The organism is Rhodocaloribacter sp., from assembly GCF_056451265.1.
The window spans coordinates 156568-174158 of record NZ_JBWOPL010000053.1 but is presented as its reverse complement, the minus strand read 5'-3'; the positions used below and the strand labels follow the sequence as shown (position 1 = coordinate 174158).

The following is a 17591-nucleotide window of genomic DNA, read 5'->3' as shown; positions in this document are numbered from 1 at the left end:
ATACCGCCGGTTGAGCAGGTGGGCGGCGTGGGTGAGGGTTTCGGGCGAAGCCTCGGGCACGAGGAGCCGGAAGCGCGCCCCGAAGTCGCGGCGGTAGGTACCGATGAGTTCGGGGTCTTCGGGGGTCTTGCGGACGAAGAAGCCGATGCCGGGGATGCCTTTCTGTTTGTCGTAGGGCAGCGAGTGGGCCGAGCGGATCCAGTCGTTCTCGCGCCAGACCTTTTCGACGAAGGCGCGGAAGTCGGCGGGGTAGTGGTCGTCGCGGAAGCGAGGCGGTTCGCGCCCTTCGGCCGGGGGCAGCGAAACCGGCTTCGGGTGGCGGGCGCGGTAGCTTTCGAGGAAGAGTTGCCCGATGGGGCTGAGCGCGAAGAGGGTTTCCCGTCCTTCGCGCACCTCGGTCAGCAGCACCCGCAGGCGGGGCGGGATGGCGCCGGTCTCGGCGGCGGTGAGGGTCTCGCCGGCTTCGAGGGCGGCCAGCAAACCGGCGTTCTCGCCCAGCAGGGCGTAGTCGAAGGCCACCGGCATCGGGGGGAAGTCGATGAGGCTGTCGAAGCGCTCGTGCTTGTAGAAGACGGGTACGCCGAGGGCCTGCCCGACGAGCGCGGCGATGGCGATCTGGGCCTTGTAGCCGCCGGTGGCGTCGATGGCCACCTGCTCGGGACCGAAGGAGCGGATGTGCTTGCCCATCACCCGCACCAGGTTGCGCAGGCCGTGCTGTTTGAATGCCCAGGGTTTCTCATCCTGCAGGGCCTCGATAACCTCGATCGCCACGGCTTCGAGGGCCAGGTCTTCGCGGGCCTCGAAGTAGCGGCGCAGGACCTCGCCCGTGTCGCGCCCGGCCTCGGTGTCGGAGACGAGGAGGACGAGGCGTCGGAGCGCGACGTCCTTCCGCTTCCGGATATGTTCGATGGTGTTGATCTCGGCGCCGCAGGTGCGGGCCTCCGGCGGCACGCGCTGGAGTTCGGCGGCCACGCGAGGCCAGTCGCGCTCGTCGTAGGCGCGGCGCAGGTTCTCCCGGTTCGGCGGGCGGTCGGGCGTCTCCGGCTCCAGCCGCGCCAGGTTGCCCGCAAAGAGGCTCGTCCCGACGGTGCAAAGGAGGGTATGGCGGGTCGTGCGAGGCATCAGGCTGTTTTCTTTTGCAAAGCGATCAGTCGTTTGGCGATGGCGATCTGGCGAGGTTTGAAGGCCGGCTTTTTTTTCTTCCCCTTTGTTTTGTCCGGATTCTCCATGATGCCGGGCCAGCGTTTCTCCATCCAATCGGTAAAAAACTCGATACTCGGGCGATGGAGCGGGTCCATGCTTTCAAGGACGGAGAGCCATTCGTCCGCGTCCTGGAGTAGCTGGTTGTGGGGTTTTAGGGCTGTCAGAATCCATGGGCGTATGGGTTCGGGGTACCGTTCGGCTTCTTTGTAGCGCGCCTCCACGCGTGCCATGGCTTCGGGGTCGGGTTCCCGGGGGGCTTTCCCTTTTTGCGCTGTCTCTAACAGGCCGTCTACTTTTCCCTTATGAAATACTAGTTCAACCCAACCGAGGGGCGTATCGGGCTTTGCATTATGAGCAGCGAACGATCGCGTAGTTGGAAAACGACCCTCCACCAGTTTCTTGCTCTTGGGGTTGCGGCCGAGACCCAGGAGCTTCCGGAAATGCCTGAAGACCTCCCTGTCGTGGTGATAGAGTGCCAGGCCGATAGAGTTGTCATAATAGGTTTTGCCGAAGCCGATTCGCATGAAACACGCGTTCGGAGATTTCTCCCGTATCTCCAATTCGTTCTGATAAAATCGGGTAATCGCTTGTAGTTCGGGTTCATTGTGTCGTTTAAGGGTCTCCAGTTCATAGTCGACGGAGGCTCGTGCGAAGCACTGGACCACTTCGGCGAGTGATTCGATGCCGTTACTGAAGAGCGACTGGAGAAAAGGAGCTTGGAATGCGGGCAGCATGGAAAGTTGGAACGTAACGGTGCTCTCGGGTCGAATGGCTTCACACCATTGTGGAGAGACCTTCTGCACCTCCCGCAACTTGATCCGATCGATTTCTGTGACCTGCATGGCATCGGCCTTCAGAAGGGAAGAATCGGAGACGCGGAAGAATCGGAAGTCCGGCCCGCGAAAATTGGGGTTGGAGGAATCGGATAGTTTGCCGAAGAGCAGGGTTTCGGAGAAGCGCTCGTCTTTGAGCAATTCATTGCGTATCTCCTTTTCAAGCGAACGGGCTTTGTCATACCTCTTGTTTTGATAGAATGAATCGATCGTTTCAATATCTTCTTCGTGCTTTTTCCAGAGTTCTTCGGTTTTATCTGCGAGTCTTCGCAGGTTTTCTGTTCCCTGTTCGTCTCGTGTGAGCCAGGCATAATAGATGGCCGTGCGAAACGCTCCTTTGATCGAACTTCCCGGGATGAAGGGCCGCCCGGCGTCGGCAATGTGGCGGCGGATCTGATTTTTCCCGAGCGTGCCGCCCCGGATGGGCAGGCGGGCGGCCGCCAGGTCCGACGGGTTCATCTTCAGGCGATTGCGAATGAAAGAGGCCAGGCTGAAGTTGGACCGGGTGTTGTCCATGTTCTCCCGGACTCCGGTCACGAACTCGTCGATGAGTTCAGGCTGCTCGGCCAGGGCGGTCTCCATCTTTCTCTGGTCGAGGACGAGGACGTGGCGGTCCTCTTCCACGTAATCGGAATAGGGGGAGAGGACGCGGTGCTCCCCGGCGCCGATGAACACGGGCGTCAGGGTTGTGAGTGTCACGGTATAGGTGTTCACACGATCAGGCATGGGGTGTACCAAGGGGTAAGGCGAAGGAGACGCCGCTCCGATAGACGGGGTGCGGAAGGGTGAAGCCTTCCGGCGTGACCTCGACCAGGCGGCCGTCGATGTGTCGGTCGAAGAGGGCGCCCTCGCGGAGCATCCGGACACGGCGGTGCCGGGCCGGGCCGGCATGGCCGCCGGCGCGCGTCATCAGGTCGTAGGCGCGGGCGGCGGCGAAGGCGGCATCGTCTTCGGGCACGACGGGCGCTAGCGACAGGTAGAGCGCGCCTTCAGCGTTCGGCAGGGACACGTCATTTCGAACTTCCACCGCCTCGAACTGTCCGCAACCGCTGGAGCGGGAGCCGCCCACGCCCTCGTCGGCCAGCAGCCGCAGGCATCCCAGGAACCGCCGCCATTCGTTCTCGGAAAGGGTATGCATGCAGAGGACGTAGAAGTGCCCTCGAACCCACGCCGGGGCCTCCGGCGTGCCGACATGCGCCGTGCGGAAGGTCAGGTTGGCCTCCTGGTACAGCGCATCGGTGCGCACCGGCTGGTGCACCTTCACGTGCGTTTCGGTGGTCGTGTCATGGAAAGCAACCTGTTCGAGGTCGGGCGGGGCATCGGGGCCGAGTTCCTCCGGAGTGCAGGCAAAGGCGGCGCCTAGCGAGGGCAAGGCGGTCAGGTCTACATCCGTAGCGGGAATGTCGCCCGGTTGGAGGCTCTGACCGATACGATCGAGCACACCGAGAGAGACATACTTGATCCGCCGGAGTTTTTTGGGGTCCACGTCCCCACCTCCGTATCGGAGCGGCGGCCGAGGGACGAAGTACAGGTACCGTCCGGGCTGCCACGAGCACGCCACGGCGAAGAAGCCGGAGGAGAATCGGAGCCGCCCGCTCCGCACCTGATCGATGAACCCCCCGGCGTCGTCATGCGCCAGCGCATAGACGTTGCACAGGGCCGAGAACAGGGTGTCGGCGTGGAGGAACGGGCTCACGCTTTCGAGCGACGTTTCGCCCAGGCGGAAGCGAGCGCCTTCGGAACAGTGAAGAATGATGGCTTGCATGCGACGGCGCGGTTATTTCAGAAAGGCAGCTTCCACTTCCCGGCGATGGTTGTCGCCTTCGTAGTCGGCGATTTCCTTGACTGTCAGGGAAACGTCGGCGAATCTCACTTTTCCGTATCCGCGCGAGCCCTGTCCGCCCAGGTAGTCATCCTCGAGCAGTCGCATGGCTTTCCGAAGGGTCTGCAGGTGCTCGTCTTTGTTGCCGTCGTCAAACGTGTTGTAGACGATTTCGAACTGGAACCTGGCCCCGGAAGGCACCCGCTCGAGCTGGCGGGGGTGTTCCGCCGTGCCTGTCTTTCGGTTGATGGTGTTTTCCGTTTTGCTTTCGGTGTATTCGAGTTCCAGGTCCCGGAAGGGAACCTGCGCCCGGAAGTGCGCCTCGTCGAGGTGGGCATCCCGAACGATCAGGCGTGCCGGCATGCCTTCATTCGTTTTATCATTGGACGAGCCAAAGAGGGTCTGTATCAGATCGGAATCCGATTTGACTGATTCCGAGCCTTCTTCTCGTGCCAGCAGTGAGCGCAGCTTGCCCTTGAGCGAACTGCCGGGGATGAAGGGGCGACCGGCGGCATCTTTGATGACGTTCAGATCGATGCCCCCGATGTCGAGCGCCGTCTTTGAGCCGCCGATATGCAGGCCCGTTTCGGCGACGATGTAGCCGGAGATAAAGTATTTGGCGATCAGCTTGTGCATCAGTCGTTCCCCCCGAAATATTTGTGATAGGCGATGACGGCTTCGAAGAACCGCTGGAACTCGGCCAGCTTGTCTTCCGAATCGACGCCGGGGATCAGGTCGTCGACGAGTTGCATGAGCAGTTTCATGTTCTCGCTCTTTGAGCGGGCAGCCACGTAGGCCAGATTGGGGCGCAGAAGCGGCAGTCCCTTCGGATCTCGCAACGGCTTGATGCGGCTGAAGGCATTTCGTAGCTGCGACGTCGTGATGTCTCTATTGATCTTCTTCACGAACGCCTTGAGCTTGTCGATGTAGGCGTTGTAGTCCGGCTTGTCGGGGTTGAGGATGAAGGCGACGTAGTCGTCTCCAAAGTCCTTTTTCAGTTCTTTTCGGCGCGCGGCTTCAGGGTCGGGACGCCCGCCGCCCTGGTGTGGGCGTCGCTGTCCACCGTGCGCGTAGTGCTGGTTGGCCATGGTCATGCAGGGTTGGGTGATTAAGGTCAGGTTTCCGCCGGTTGCGGGGCACGCTCTTTTAGTCGGGTCTCGAGTTCGGCCCAGCGGGCGCCCACGGTGAAGAAGGCGGGGTTGTAGGCATCCGTCTTGCCCGTGAAGACGTCGAGGAGCGCGGATTCATGCTCGACGACGAGCCGTTCGACGTGCTCCCTGACCTCGGTCGGGCTGTCATTTTTCACGGCATCGCGGAGGTAATAGCCCAGGCGCCAGAGGCGATCGAGGGGCAGGCGTCCGCGACGGGTCACTAGGGCCTGCAGCCGGCCGTAGCCCACGGAACTGCGCTGCACCTTGCCGATGACGGCCCGGCTTGCGCCGTAGCGTTTAACCAGTTCGGCCAGGCGATCTCGGATCTTTGCGGCCTTTTCAAACTCGTTCCACGTCAGCACCTCGCCGAACACGTTGATGCGGTTTTTTCGGGGAGCGGCGTGTTTGGCGGCTTCGAGGCGTTCCTCTGCCAGGCGGGCAAACTGGGTAACGGGATAGGAGGCATCAACAACGAGCAGGGCGGCGGAGAAGGTGATGCCCGGGTGGTGTCCGGTGAAGGCGTCGAACTCGCTACGCAGGCGTCGGGCGAAGGCGAAGACGGCATCCCAGGCCCCCACGGCGAAGAAGTCGTCTCCACCGGAGAAGATGACGTAGAGCTCCGGGCCAAAGGCCGCCTTTTTTTCCTCTCCGTCGGCATCCATCCACGTGAAGGCGCCTTCGTCGAGCAGGTGATTGACGTAGCCTTCGAAGAACCACTTGAGCGTGCGCGAGAGCGCGGCGACCCGGCCGATGGTGCGGGAGTCCTTCGGGAAGCCCTCGGTGAACATCTTGCCCAGGTTATCGACATCCAGTTTGAGCACGCCGAGTTTGTCGGTGCCGGTGCGGTCCTTCGCCTGCTCGGCCAGGCGCTGAAATTCGACGATGCCGCCTTTGTGCGCCCGGTCTTCCTCATCGGGATGATCCCGGTTCCATGCGTCGGCCATCTCCGGGCTCCACCGGGGCAGGCGATTGACGAGGAACTCGAAACCGGCCCATTTGCCTGCAAAGTCAGTCTCGTTGAAGACTACGGCACTTCGGTCTTCGTGCTCAGGCAGCCGTATACCATAGCCGAGCGACTGGAAGAGCGTACTTGGCACATCGGTTTTTTCGTTACTTCTAACGAGACGAAAGCCCTTGGCTGTGCTGAGTTTACTGGTCAATTTCTTGAATGCGTCGGCCAGCCGGTCTTCATTGCGAGGGGCAAAGGGCTCGAAGACGCGGGCGCCGAGTCCCTGGAAGCGCCGACGCTTACGTTGCTCGCAGGCTTCGAAGGCTGCTTTCCATTTGGCCGTGAATCCCTGCTTGAAGTCGGCGATGGCGACGGGAGTCCAGCCGAGCGAGAGGTACAGTTCCTCGGTTAGACAGGCGCGTTCGAGTTCGTCGCGAAGCCCTTCGAGATCGCCGGCCCGGCAATGCGGGACGATCATGTAAAAATTGCCTCCGCCATCGTAGAGCAGGTTGGCCGTCCGCAGGTCGAGACGGTCCCGCAGGAAGCCGGCGACGAGTCGGGTGAGCAGTTGGACGTAAAACGAGCGGGCCTTGAGTTGCTTGGCGGCGCCCTTCGACTTGATGTTGAAGATGTAATTCTGGATGCCTGAAACGTCGCCGCGTACGAGCAGGCAGGGAGGCGGCAGCGTCTTATGATGCTCGCTCAGGATCCGATCGTCCTGGCTTTTCCATGCCCCTTCCCGATATTCGTCATAAAGGCAGAGGGCGATGGCGGCCACCGTGCGGGAATGGTCGAACAGGTTGATGTCGGGGACGGACAGGCGCTCCACGTTGTTGAACTTGACCGGCGTCTGGGCAGGCACGGCATGGAGGTATTTCTCCATGAGGGCATACAACTCTTCGAGCGAGTCTATGCGATCGAACGCTTCGAGAAACGCCTTGACGAGCGAGGGGTATGGGTTGTCGACAAAGGCGGGATTATCCATTTCTGGGAAAAGGGCGGAGCGCCGGATGGAAAGGGGGTTCGCGTTGAGGTACATAGCCCTGCGCGCCTGGTGCATGATTTCCTCGGGGCCATGGAGCTTCACCTCGATGTCGCTAAAAGGGGAGCGGAGCCGGGTCAGGAAATACTTCTGGGGATCGAGGGTAGCATCCTCTTTTCGCTCAGCCGAAGCGCAATCGTCGGCGATGCGAAGCAGTTTGAGCAGTACGCCCTTCCGGTCAATAGGCTCGTGGTCCTGTTTAGAGGGATCATTTCCACGGTGGTGCCAGAGGGCCAGCGATTCGGCCTTTTTTTCAAGAAAAGGTTTATGCTGAGCATATTTATGGATAAAGGCGGCCGAGTAGCGCCGATGTGCATAGTCTCGGGATGCTTCGTTAGTTTGGACATAGACGGCAGCCATATCGCGCCATTCGTCCAGTTTGCCGCGTTCGATGAACTTGCCGAGGTCATGGAGGAGCGCAGCCTGATAGAGGGCCTCGCGATCGGTTGGGAGATTCATCATAAAGAAAGTTCAATAATTCATTGCAGCGCCCCGAAGCCGCTGCCGGTGAGTTCGCCGACGCCGACGGTCCAGGCGAAGGCGAGGGCTTCGGGGGTGCCGGTGAGGATGACGGGGCAAAGGCTGCCCTTGTGATGAATGCCCTTGATGGTCGTCAATTTCGGGTGGGCCTTTCGGTAGGAGCGGTCGAAGGAGACCTCAGCATTCAGATGCTCAGCGGCAAAGCCGGCGGCGGCCAATTTCTTGCGCAATGTTTGGGTCAGCACTTCGTCGGCCCGGGGATCGTCCCAGAGAAGATATTCCTGCGAACGATCCGCACGGTGCCTGCGAGCGATCACCGGAGAGGCCACGCGAAACGTATGGGGGCTCTTCCATCCCGGATAAGGAATCTTTTCCATGGACAGGACCTTCATCCCACAAAAAAGATAGGGGTCCTGCAAGATCCCCTCGGACAGTCGGCGGGTCGGATCATATCCCCAGAATCCCAGCGTCCATCTTGCGCCATGTGGGAAATGAAGGGCGCCGTTCCGGGTCGTAGCCCCTTCGAGCCAGCCCATAGAGTAAAGGCTCATGGCATCATGTTCGGGATTATCCGGGCCAAGCCATTTATGAAGCACGCCGAGGAGACGGTGGAGGTGATCAAAAGGGACCGGGCGAGTGCCGGAAGAGATCATGAGACGAAAACGCATAGGAGCACTGCTCAACTAATAATCGTGTGGGTCGCTGATAAAATATGCGTAATAGCCACCTCAGGCGCTGATTTTTGAATTCCTGAAAAGAACGTTGAAGTCGAGAATATGAAACCGAATCTCCAATGATGCATGGATTTCTATATAATCACAAATCGACAATTCATGCAAGCTATTCCCGGTGCGCGGCGGCCTGATTTTTTACCGGGGGACGGTGTCTGATACGGACGTATGCCCCTGCTCCGGGCCTTTTTCAAAGAGCTGCTCGGCGCTCGTTCTGCCCCCATCTCCGTTCAGAAAATCATCCCCGTCCCCGCTCTCGGAGCAACAGGACATTTCCGACCCCTATCGGGAAGCGCGAAGTAGACGCCGGTAGTCCAGCGTCACGCTCGAAAATGGATCTCCAATCGTTGTCGGAGATGACGTGTTTTCAAAGTGAATTGCGGAGAGGGAAGACACTTCTCTGCGATTTTCCCGGACGCGCACGATCCCGATCACACGACGTTTGTGCATTTTGTCCTGTGCCGGTCTCCAGGGCGGGCGCAAAGGCGGAGAATCTTGCGTACCTTCTTTCGAAAGAAGAGAGCACCCTCAACAACTGTGATGCCTCCATGCCCGCGCCCTCCAGCCCCCTGTATTACGCCGATTACCTCGGACTCGACCGCCTCCTCGATTGCCAGAACCTCGAGAGCGCCGAACACGGTGCGCCCGCTCACGACGAGATGCTCTTCATCATTGTCCATCAGGCGTATGAGCTCTGGTTCAAGCAGATCCTGTGGGAACTCGACGACGTGCTTCGTCGCTTCGGCGGCCCGGTCGTCGATGAGGCGGACGTCGGGCGCGCGGTGACCCGGCTCGGGCGCATCGCCGAGATCCAGCGCGTCCTCCTTCAGCACATCGACGTGCTCGAAACGATGACCCCGCTCGATTTCCTCGACTTCCGCGATTATCTCATTCCCGCCTCGGGCTTTCAGAGTGTGCAGTTCCGGCTCATCGAAAACCGCCTGGGGATGCGGCGCGAGGACCGGGCGAATTTCAGCGCGGCCCCGTACACGTCGCGGCTCGAGCCCGAGGACCGCGCGCGGATCGAAGCCGCCGAGCGCGAACCCTCACTCTTCGACCGGGTCGAGCGGTGGCTGGCGCGCACGCCCTTCCTCCAGTTCGGCGATTTCGACTTCTGGCGCGAGTACCGCTCCGCCGTGGACGCCATGCTCGAGGCCGACCGCCGCCACATCCGCACGAATCCGACGCTGACCGACGAGGAAAAAAACCGGCAGCTCCGCAAACTCGAAGCCACGACGGCCGACTTCGAGGCGCTCTTCGACGCGGAGCGACACGCGGCGCTCGTGGCCCGGGGCGCCCGCCGGATGTCGCATCAGGCGTTGCTCGCGGCGCTCCTGATCAATCTCTACCGGGACGAACCGATCCTGCAGCTGCCTTTCCGCCTGCTCAGCCTGCTCGTGGACGTCGACGAAAACTTTACCACGTGGCGGTACCGGCACGCCCTGATGGTGCACCGCATGATCGGCGCTAAGATCGGAACGGGCGGCTCCTCCGGCCACGACTATCTGCGGGAGGCGGCCGAACGCAACAAGGTCTTCACCGATCTGATCAACCTCTCGACCTATCTCATCCCGCGCTCGGCCCTGCCCGCCCTGCCTCAGGAAGTGTCTCGCACGATGGGTTTTCGGTTTTCTATGGAGAACGAATAGATAGAGCGCTTGTAGTTTTGCGTAAGATTCCATAGAATTTCGCGCCGACCGCGCCCTCTTCCACCTCCATTCGCGCGCATCCACCTGCCATACGGCTCACTGGGTCAGAAGTACTTCAGCCGCATGTCTGCTCCGGGAGTGTGGCCCCGTGCCGTCGGTGCACCGGGTTCGGTGGCAACCACTCTTGTTTCACGTTTCTGGAGATTTGTCATGAAGCATCGAAGTACGATGGTAGTGGGATTGTTGTTAATGTGTTTTTGCGTGTGGGAGGCACAGGCGCAGGTCCGTCGTGCAGCCCATGCGACGCGGGTGCATACCTCGCAGCCGCTCCGCGCGATGACCGCCGCGCAGGGGCCTCTGCGCTCGGCGCCCTATGCCGTGCCTAACAAGTTCCAGAAGTTCACCGCGGCGGACGCCCGGGCCGACCGCCCGGGTTTCGTCGATCCGGCCCGGCAGTCGCAGGCAGGCACGCGCCTGGCTGCCTCCGTGCTCCAGAACTTCGACGGCACGAGCGACGACGACAATTCCGCCATCCTGGGCTTTCGCATCGTCCCGCCGGACACCGACGGCGACGTGGGCCCGAATCATTACGTGCAGTGGAACAACCTGCTCGCCGAGATTTTCGACAAGAACGGCGTTTCGCTGACGGGGCCTTTCCCTGGCAACCAGTTCTTTCAGGGACTCGGTGGGGCATGCGAGACGACGAACGACGGCGATCCCGTGGTGCGCTATGATCCGCTGGCCGACCGATGGATGGTCAGCCAGTTCGCCGTCGATGGCGGGCCGCCGTACTTCGAGTGTGTGGCCGTCTCCACCGGCCCGGATCCGACCGGCGCCTATCATCAGTACGAGTTCTCCTTCGGCGCGGATTTTCCCGACTATCCGAAGCTCGGTGTGTGGCCGGATGCCTATTACATGACCACGCGCAACTTCGCCAACGGAGCCTCTTTCACGGGGGTGCAGGCGGTGGCCTTCGAACGGGAGCAGATGCTTCAGGGCCTGCCCGCGCAGATGGTGATCTTCGACGTGCCCGGCGGCACGGCCAATGACGGCTGGCTCCCCGCCGACCTCGACGGCCCCGCGCCGCCCGCAGGAGCCCCCGGCATCTTCGCCGGTGCGCCGAACACCTCGGGGAGCAATGAGATCCAGCTCTGGGCCTTCTCGGTCGACTGGGCGAACCCGGCGGCTTCGTCCTTCACACAGATCGCCACGCTGCCCACCGACCCGTTCGACACGTCGATCAGCACCGTCCCTCAGAAGAAGCCCGGCGAAAACCTCGATGCCCTCGCAGGCTTCCTCATGTTCCCCATGCAATATCGCAATTTCGGGACGCACCAGACCCTCGTGCTCAACCACACCGTGGACGCCGGCGGCAACCGCGCAGGCATCCGGTGGTACGAGCTCCGCGACACCGGCGGCGGATGGAGCATCCATCAGCAGGGGACCTATGCGCCGGATGACGGCCGCCACCGATGGGTCGGAGCCATCTCGATGAACGGCAACGGAGACATCGCGCTTGGCTATACCGCTTCGAGCAAAAACGAGTTCACCTCGATCCGGTTCACCGGACAGACCGCCGATCAGTCGGGCACCGGCGTGATGAACGTGGCCGAGACGGTGCTCGTGACAAGCGGGGGCACCCAGCGTAGCTCCTCCGGTCGATGGGGCGACTACAGCGCCATGTCCGTCGATCCGGCGGACGACCTCACGTTCTGGCACACGAACGAGTACTATGCCGCCTCCGGAAGCTTCGACTTCAACACCCGCATCGCGGCCTTCCAGCTCAGCGGCGGCGGCGGCGGGACGGCCACGAGCATCCACGTTCAGGACGTCCAGACCGGGACGCAGGGGGTCGGGCAGGGCAACAAGGTCGGCACGGCCACCGTGACGATCTTCGACGACCTCGGCAACCCGTACGCCGGCGCAACGGTGACCGGAACGTTCAGCGGCGATTACAACGAGACCGTCACGGACGGACCCACCGCCGCCGACGGGACGATCACGCTCACGACGACGGGCACGGCCAAAGGGAAAGTGTCGTTCTCGTTCTGTGTGAACGACGTCGCCGGCGGGCTGCCGTACGATCCGAACGCGAACACCGACCCGGCCTTTGCCTGTACCGCGGCAAAGGGGGGCGCGCAGGTCGCCGGCGTGCGGTTCGGCTCGGAGACCCCGGTCGAGTTTGCGCTCGAACAGAATTACCCGAACCCGTTCAATCCCTCCACGCAGATCACGTTCGCGCTTCCGGAAGGGGCGGACGTGACGCTCAAGGTCTACAACGTCCTCGGGCAGGAGGTGGCCACGCTCGTGCGCGGCTATCGTGAGGCGGGTCGCCATCAGGTTGCCTTTGACGCGACGGACCTCAGCGCGGGGGTCTATCTCTACGTCATCGAGGCGGGCGCTTTCACCGCGACGCGACGCATGACCCTGCTGAAATAGCGGGCTTTCCCTCCATCATTCCGTCAGGAAAGGGCGGGCGTCCACACGGGCGTCCGCCTTTTTCATGGCGAAAGGAGCTTCGGAGACAGGCTTAAAGCGGTGCGAGTTCCGCCCGGACGAGCGCATCGGCCTTCTTCCAGTCCACGTCGTCGAGCGATTGGATCCGGTCCAGGATCGTATCGAGGATCCGCTCCTGAATCTCACCGCGCCGGAGCACTTCGGCGTACGGTATGCGGTGAAAAGAGACCATCGAGTATGCCGGGATAAAGACGCCGGGATGTCGCCGTTCGAGTTCGAATTCGAGCTTTTTCCGGAGGAGGAATTTCGGGTCGGCCACCCGGTCGCGCATCTCGATGAAGTTGCGGAGCGAGAGCGTCGCGATGGCGTCGGCGTTCGGTTTGCGTTCCGCTTCGAAGCGCGTGAAGACGTGTGCCCAGTCGCCCCCGCCTTCGTCGATGCAGGCGTCGAGCGTCACGCAGTCTTCGAAGGCGCAGTTCATGCCCTGCCCGAAGAACGGCACGATGGCGTGCGCCGCGTCGCCGAGGATGACGGCGGCGTCCTCCAAGTGCCACGGCTCGCACCGGACCGTTCCGAGCGTCCCCACCGGGTTCTCGAAGAACTCCTCCGTCAGGCGCGGAATGAGGGGCACGGCGTCGGGGAAGTGGGCTTCGAAAAAGGTGCGGACGGCCTCCGGGGTGGTGAGCGCGGCAAAGCTGAGACGACCCTCCCGCCGGAGGAAGAGCGTGCACGTGAAGCTGCCGTCGAGGTTGGGGAGGGCGATGAGCATGAAGTCGCGACGGGGCCAGATGTGGAGCGCGTGCTTCTCGATGCGCCAGTCGCCGTCGGGGGCGGGGGGGATCGTGAGCTCTTTGTAGCCGTGCGCGATGAGATCAGGCTCGTATCGGACGGCGCCCGCGCGCTGCATGGCCGTGCGCACGGCCGAGCCGGCTCCGTCGCACCCGATGACGCGCGTCGTCGAGGTGGTCTCCGTCCGCCCCCGCGCCTCGTCCCGGAGGTAGAGCCGCCGTCCGGGGAAGTCGACGTCCGTGCACCTGGTTTCGAACCGGATGCGCACGCGCCCCGTGGCCTCGGCGGCGGTCATGAGGCGGCGGTTGAGTTCGGCGCGGGAGACGGACCGGATCACCTCGGAGGGACGCTGGCCGTACGGGACGAAGTGGAGCGAGCCGTCGGGGTCGTGCACGAGACGGCCGCGCATGGGGATGGTCAGGGGCAGAACGTCGTCCTTGATTCCGGCGTGCTCGAGGGCGTGGAGGCCGCGCGCCGAGAGGGCGAGGTTGATCGAACGCCCGCCGTCGACGGTGTGTGCGCGCAGGTCCGGACGCGCTTCGAAGAGCCGAACCTCGAAGCCGCGGCGGGCCAGGAGGATGCTCAGGAGCGAGCCGGCGAGGCCGGCTCCGATGAGGTCGAGTGTATCGTCGGAAGGGTGGGGCATGAGCGGGCCGGTCAAAAGGATCGTTCAGCCTTCGAGCGCGTCGGCGAAGACCTCGGCGAAGCGGAAGACGTCCTCGAAGGTGTTGTAGAGCGGGACGGGGGCGGCGCGGATGGCGTCGGGCTCGCGCCAGTCGCACACGATGCCTGCCGCCGTGAGACGGTCGAAGACGGCGCGTCCTCCCTCGCGGACGCGGATCGAGAGCTGGCACCCGCGCTGCCGGGGATCGTCGGGCGTCAGAAGGGCGACGGCCTCGTGCCCGAGGCGACCGAGGAGGAACGCGAGGAAACCGGTCAGGCGCTCGCTCTTGGCCCGCAGCCGCTCGATGCCTGCCTCGTCGAAGAGGTCCATCGAAGCGCGGAGCGCAGCCAGAGGAAGGATCGGCGGGTTGCTCAGCTGCCACCCCTCCGCACCCGGCATCGGCACGAACGTGTCGGGCATACGGAAACGCGTGGCCTTGTCGTGCCCCCACCATCCGGCAAAACGCGGCAGGTCGAACCGTCGGGCATGACGCTCGTGCACGAAGCACCCGGCGAGGCTGCCCGGACCGGCGTTGAGGTATTTGTACGAGCACCACACGGCGAAGTCCGGCCCCCACTCGTGGAGCCGAAGCGCGAGGTTGCCCGCCGCATGCGCCAGGTCGAAGCCGACGGCGCAGCCCTGCGCGCGCGCCGCCCGCGTGATCCGGTCCATCTCGAAGGCCTGACCGGTGTAATAGTTGACGCCGCCGAGCATCACGAGCGCCGTGGAAGGCCCCTCGCGCGCGAGCATCGCCTCGATGTCTTCGGTGCGGAGCGTCGCCTCGCCGTCCCTCGGGCGAAGCTCGACGAGCGCCTCGGCCGGGTCGTATCCGTGGAAACGGATCTGTGAGGCGACGGCGTACCGGTCGGAGGGGAAGGCGTGCCCCTCGATGATGATCTTGTGCCGCTCCGGCGTGGGACGGTAAAACGAGACCATCATGAGGTGAAGGTTGACCGTCAGCGAGTTCATCACCACCACCTCGACCGGCTCCGCGCCGACGAGACGGGCGGTCTGCTCGGTGAGAAATTCGTGGTACGGCATCCACGGATGACGCGCGTGAAAATGGCCCTCCACGCCGTACTTCGCCCAATCTTCGAGTTCGGCCTCCACGTACGCGCGCGCGCGCTTCGGCTGAAGGCCGAGCGAGTTTCCGGCGAAGTAGACCACTTCCGATCCGTCGGGCCGCCGGGGGATGTGGAACCGCTCACGAAAGCCGGAGAGCGGGTCCTCGGCGTCCATTCGTCGGGCAAAGGCGCGTGTGGGTTCGAAGGCTTCGGGCATGAGGCGATGGTGGGATATGCGCGGGCAAGTGAAGGTAGGAATCGAGCCGCCCAGCCGAAAGGGGCGGGCGAGAAAACAGCCGGAGCGCCGGGCGTCCTCGTGGATCCCCCGTCACGCGACGGGGCGGAGGGGGAAGAGCCACGGGCGGCTCGGGGCGGCGTCGGCCACGAACGGCGCGATCTGAAGCGAGAGGAGATACTCCCCGTCGGGGATCGCATCGTCCACGAAGATCATTTCCGTGATCGTTTTCCGGGAGAACGCCTGCGGGTCTACTTCATGTGATCCTTGAGGCACGTTCCAGAAAACATGATGGGCGCTCAGTTTGCCCTCGTCGAACGTGCGGTCGACGGAAGGGAGGTCGATGAGGAGGTGGCGCACGCCGAGCCGGGAGACGAAGCGCATGGCATCGAGGGAGAAGAACGGGGGGGGCGTCCGGAGATAGTCGCGCGCGCGCTTGTCCGGACCGTTCGGGAGGGTGCGGATGACGAGCGCCTCGAGAAAGCCGGGGTCGGCGTTTTCGAGGGCCGCTTCGAGTCGTGTGCGGGTGAGGAAGCGGTCGCCGGGCGCGGGGGCGGGGTCGTACGCCTCGCCGCTCGCGCAGGCGTCTTCGGACGCGAGGGTGACGAGCGTGGCGGGGCGCAGACCGCCGTCGAGGAGCGTGTGCACGGAGATCCGCCGCGCCGTGAGGTGGCCGACGCCTTCGGTGTGGGTGCCGTGGCAATGCGGGATGAGGCGGTACGCTTCGAAATTGCACCCCCCGCCGCGCCGCACGTCCCCCACGAAGCCGCCGTCCTCGTACGTCCAGGCCTCGGCGGGCGGCACGCCGTACGCGTTCGGCTGCGGCCCGTGAAAGTCGAGCGGGATCGAGAGGTCGTGCCCGCCCGTGAGATCGACCGCGAACGTCCGGTTTCCGAGGGTGAGGGTGAGGGTCATCCGACGAACTGCGCTTTTTCGAGGCCGAGCCATTCGAGCGCCGAGTCGCCGAGGAGCCGGGCCTTGACCTCGTCCGGGAGGTCGGTCATCGATTCGATCATGCGGCCCGGCTCGTGCTCGCCGAGAGGGAACGGGTAGTCCGAGCCGAGGGCAAGCCGGTCGGCGCCGACGAGGTCGATGAGGTAGAGGAGCGCCTTCGGATCATGGACGAGCGTGTCGAGGAAGAAGCGTCCGAGGTAGGCGCGCGGGTTCACGTCGTTGTCGACGGCGCACAGGTCGGGGCGGACGTTGAAGCCGTGTTCGATGCGTCCGATGGTGCCGGGGAAGGAGCCGCCGCCGTGCGCGAAGGCGACGCGGAGCTTCGGCAGCCGCTCGAAGACGCCGCCGAAGATCATCGAGCAGATGGCCAGCGACGTCTCCGCCGGCATCCCGACGAGCCACGGGAGCCAGTACTTCGGCATCCGTTCCATGCCCATCATGTCCCACGGATGCACGAACACCGCCGCGCCAAGCGCCTCAGCCGCTTCGAAGACCGCGAAGACTTCGGGCTCCGAGAGGTTCCAGTCGTTCACGTGCGTCCCGATCTCGACGCCTGCCAGGCCCAGTTCGTTGACGCATCGTTCGAGCTCCCGCACGGCGAGGTCCGGCGCCTGCATCGGCAGCGTGCCGAGGCCGATGAACCGTTTCGGGTGCTCCGCCACGATGCCCGCGATGTGGTCGTTGAGGAGCCGCGAGAGGTCGAGCGTGTCCTGCGGCTTTGCCCAGTAACTGAACATCACCGGGACGGTGGAGAGCACCTGCACGTCGACGCCGTGCCCGTCGCACTCTCGCATGCGCACCCCCGGATCCCAGCAGTTCGACCCGATCTCGCGAAAGAACTCGTCGTCCTTCAACATACGCGCACAGCACGGCTTGTGGTGCTCGAGGCGGATGAAGCCGCCGTACCCGTATCGCTCGCGCAGATCGGGCCATCGCTTCGGGAGGATGTGGGTGTGGATGTCAACCTTGAAGAAAGGGGAGGGGGGCGTCATCGGAAGAAGGGGATGCTTCGGTCAGGTGGTCGGGGCGAGTTCGAGGACTGCGCCGCAGGTCTTGCACGTGCGCAGGTCCTCGTCGGCGGCGAAGGCTTCGAGGACGGGGCCGAGTTCGTTGGCGATTTCCTCGACGGGGAAGTATTTCTCGTACAGCTTCTCGCCGCAGTTTTCACAGAACCACATCACCCCGTCCTTCATGCCGGGACGTTTGCGCTCGACCACGATGCCGACGCCGCCCGCCGGACGCCGGGGCGAGTGGGGAACGCGCGCGGGCAGCAGAAACACCTCGCCGGCGCGGATCACGTTCTTCACCTGCCGTCCATCCTCGTCGATGGTCCACAGATGGAGCTCGCCTTCGAGTTGATGGAAGAACTCCTCCGTCTCATTGTAATGGAAGTCCTTGCGGGTGTTCGGGCTGCCGACGACGAAGATCATGTAGTCTCCCGAGTCGTCGAAGAGCGGTTTCGCCATCACGGGGGGTCTGAGCACGTCCCGGTTGGCGTCGATCCATTGCTGAAGGTTGAAGGGCTTGTTCATGGCGGTTCGGAGGGGTTTATTGAAAAGGAGAGGGGC

14 protein-coding genes are annotated in these 17591 nt (G+C 63.3%); 2 read left to right on the top strand and 12 right to left on the bottom strand.

Annotation, left to right across the window (positions count from 1 at the left end; translation table 11 throughout):
- From AC1HIY_RS10060 to AC1HIY_RS10030, 7 genes are all read right to left on the bottom strand, one after another.
- Nucleotides 1–1122 (bottom strand): putative CRISPR-associated protein (locus tag AC1HIY_RS10060; RefSeq protein WP_479576598.1); only part of this gene is annotated, 1122 nt, incomplete at its 3' end.
- Nucleotides 1122–2750 (bottom strand): type III-A CRISPR-associated RAMP protein Csm5, encoded by a 1629-nt coding sequence (gene csm5 / locus AC1HIY_RS10055; protein ID WP_479576597.1) that lies wholly within the window; start codon nucleotides 2748–2750, stop codon nucleotides 1122–1124. The genes csm5 and AC1HIY_RS10060, both read right to left, overlap by 1 nt.
- 4 nt (nucleotides 2751–2754) lie before the next feature.
- The gene (gene csm4, locus AC1HIY_RS10050; RefSeq protein WP_479576596.1) at nucleotides 2755–3801 is read right to left on the bottom strand and encodes a type III-A CRISPR-associated RAMP protein Csm4; all 1047 of its coding nucleotides are present in this window, start codon (nucleotides 3799–3801) and stop codon (nucleotides 2755–2757) included.
- A gap of 12 nt (nucleotides 3802–3813) precedes the next feature.
- Nucleotides 3814–4494, bottom strand: coding sequence for a type III-A CRISPR-associated RAMP protein Csm3 (gene csm3, locus AC1HIY_RS10045; protein WP_479576595.1), 681 nt, complete (start codon nucleotides 4492–4494; stop codon nucleotides 3814–3816).
- Nucleotides 4494–4946 carry a type III-A CRISPR-associated protein Csm2 gene (gene csm2, locus AC1HIY_RS10040; RefSeq protein ID WP_479576594.1) on the bottom strand — a complete coding sequence of 151 codons (453 nt, stop codon included), beginning with the start codon at nucleotides 4944–4946 and terminating at the stop codon, nucleotides 4494–4496. The genes csm3 and csm2 overlap by 1 nt, the downstream gene beginning before the upstream one ends.
- A 26-nt stretch (nucleotides 4947–4972) precedes the next feature.
- Nucleotides 4973–7462 (bottom strand): type III-A CRISPR-associated protein Cas10/Csm1, encoded by a 2490-nt coding sequence (cas10, locus tag AC1HIY_RS10035; protein WP_479576593.1) that lies wholly within the window; start codon nucleotides 7460–7462, stop codon nucleotides 4973–4975.
- A gap of 17 nt (nucleotides 7463–7479) precedes the next feature.
- The gene (locus AC1HIY_RS10030) at nucleotides 7480–8148 is read right to left on the bottom strand and encodes a CRISPR-associated endoribonuclease Cas6 (protein ID WP_479576592.1); all 669 of its coding nucleotides are present in this window, start codon (nucleotides 8146–8148) and stop codon (nucleotides 7480–7482) included.
- Nucleotides 8149–8759: 611 nt separating this feature from the next.
- On the opposite strand from AC1HIY_RS10030, the gene AC1HIY_RS10025 reads away from it, so the two are divergent.
- Entirely contained in the window at nucleotides 8760–9860 is a 1101-nt protein-coding gene (locus AC1HIY_RS10025) for a tryptophan 2,3-dioxygenase family protein (protein WP_479576591.1), read from the top strand.
- 210 nt (nucleotides 9861–10070) lie between these two features.
- Nucleotides 10071–12299 (top strand): T9SS type A sorting domain-containing protein, encoded by a 2229-nt coding sequence (locus tag AC1HIY_RS10020; RefSeq protein WP_479576590.1) that lies wholly within the window; start codon nucleotides 10071–10073, stop codon nucleotides 12297–12299.
- A gap of 91 nt (nucleotides 12300–12390) precedes the next feature.
- Here AC1HIY_RS10020 and AC1HIY_RS10015 read toward each other — a convergent pair whose 3' ends face one another.
- The 5 genes from AC1HIY_RS10015 to nbaC form a co-directional block, all read right to left on the bottom strand.
- Complete coding sequence (locus tag AC1HIY_RS10015) at nucleotides 12391–13752, bottom strand: FAD-dependent oxidoreductase (RefSeq protein WP_479576589.1); 1362 nt, start codon at nucleotides 13750–13752, stop codon at nucleotides 12391–12393.
- 24 nt (nucleotides 13753–13776) lie between these two features.
- Nucleotides 13777–15051 carry a kynureninase gene (kynU, locus tag AC1HIY_RS10010; RefSeq protein WP_479576588.1) on the bottom strand — a complete coding sequence of 425 codons (1275 nt, stop codon included), beginning with the start codon at nucleotides 15049–15051 and terminating at the stop codon, nucleotides 13777–13779.
- Nucleotides 15052–15162: 111 nt separating this feature from the next.
- Nucleotides 15163–15984 carry a cyclase family protein gene (locus AC1HIY_RS10005; RefSeq protein ID WP_479576587.1) on the bottom strand — a complete coding sequence of 274 codons (822 nt, stop codon included), beginning with the start codon at nucleotides 15982–15984 and terminating at the stop codon, nucleotides 15163–15165.
- Nucleotides 15981–17015: an amidohydrolase family protein gene (locus AC1HIY_RS10000; protein WP_479576586.1), complete on the bottom strand. Its 1035-nt coding sequence runs from the start codon at nucleotides 17013–17015 to the stop codon at nucleotides 15981–15983. Before AC1HIY_RS10000 ends, AC1HIY_RS10005 begins: the two co-directional genes overlap by 4 nt.
- A 21-nt stretch (nucleotides 17016–17036) precedes the next feature.
- Entirely contained in the window at nucleotides 17037–17555 is a 519-nt protein-coding gene (gene nbaC, locus AC1HIY_RS09995; protein ID WP_479576585.1) for a 3-hydroxyanthranilate 3,4-dioxygenase, read from the bottom strand.
- Nucleotides 17556–17591 lie beyond the last annotated feature (36 nt).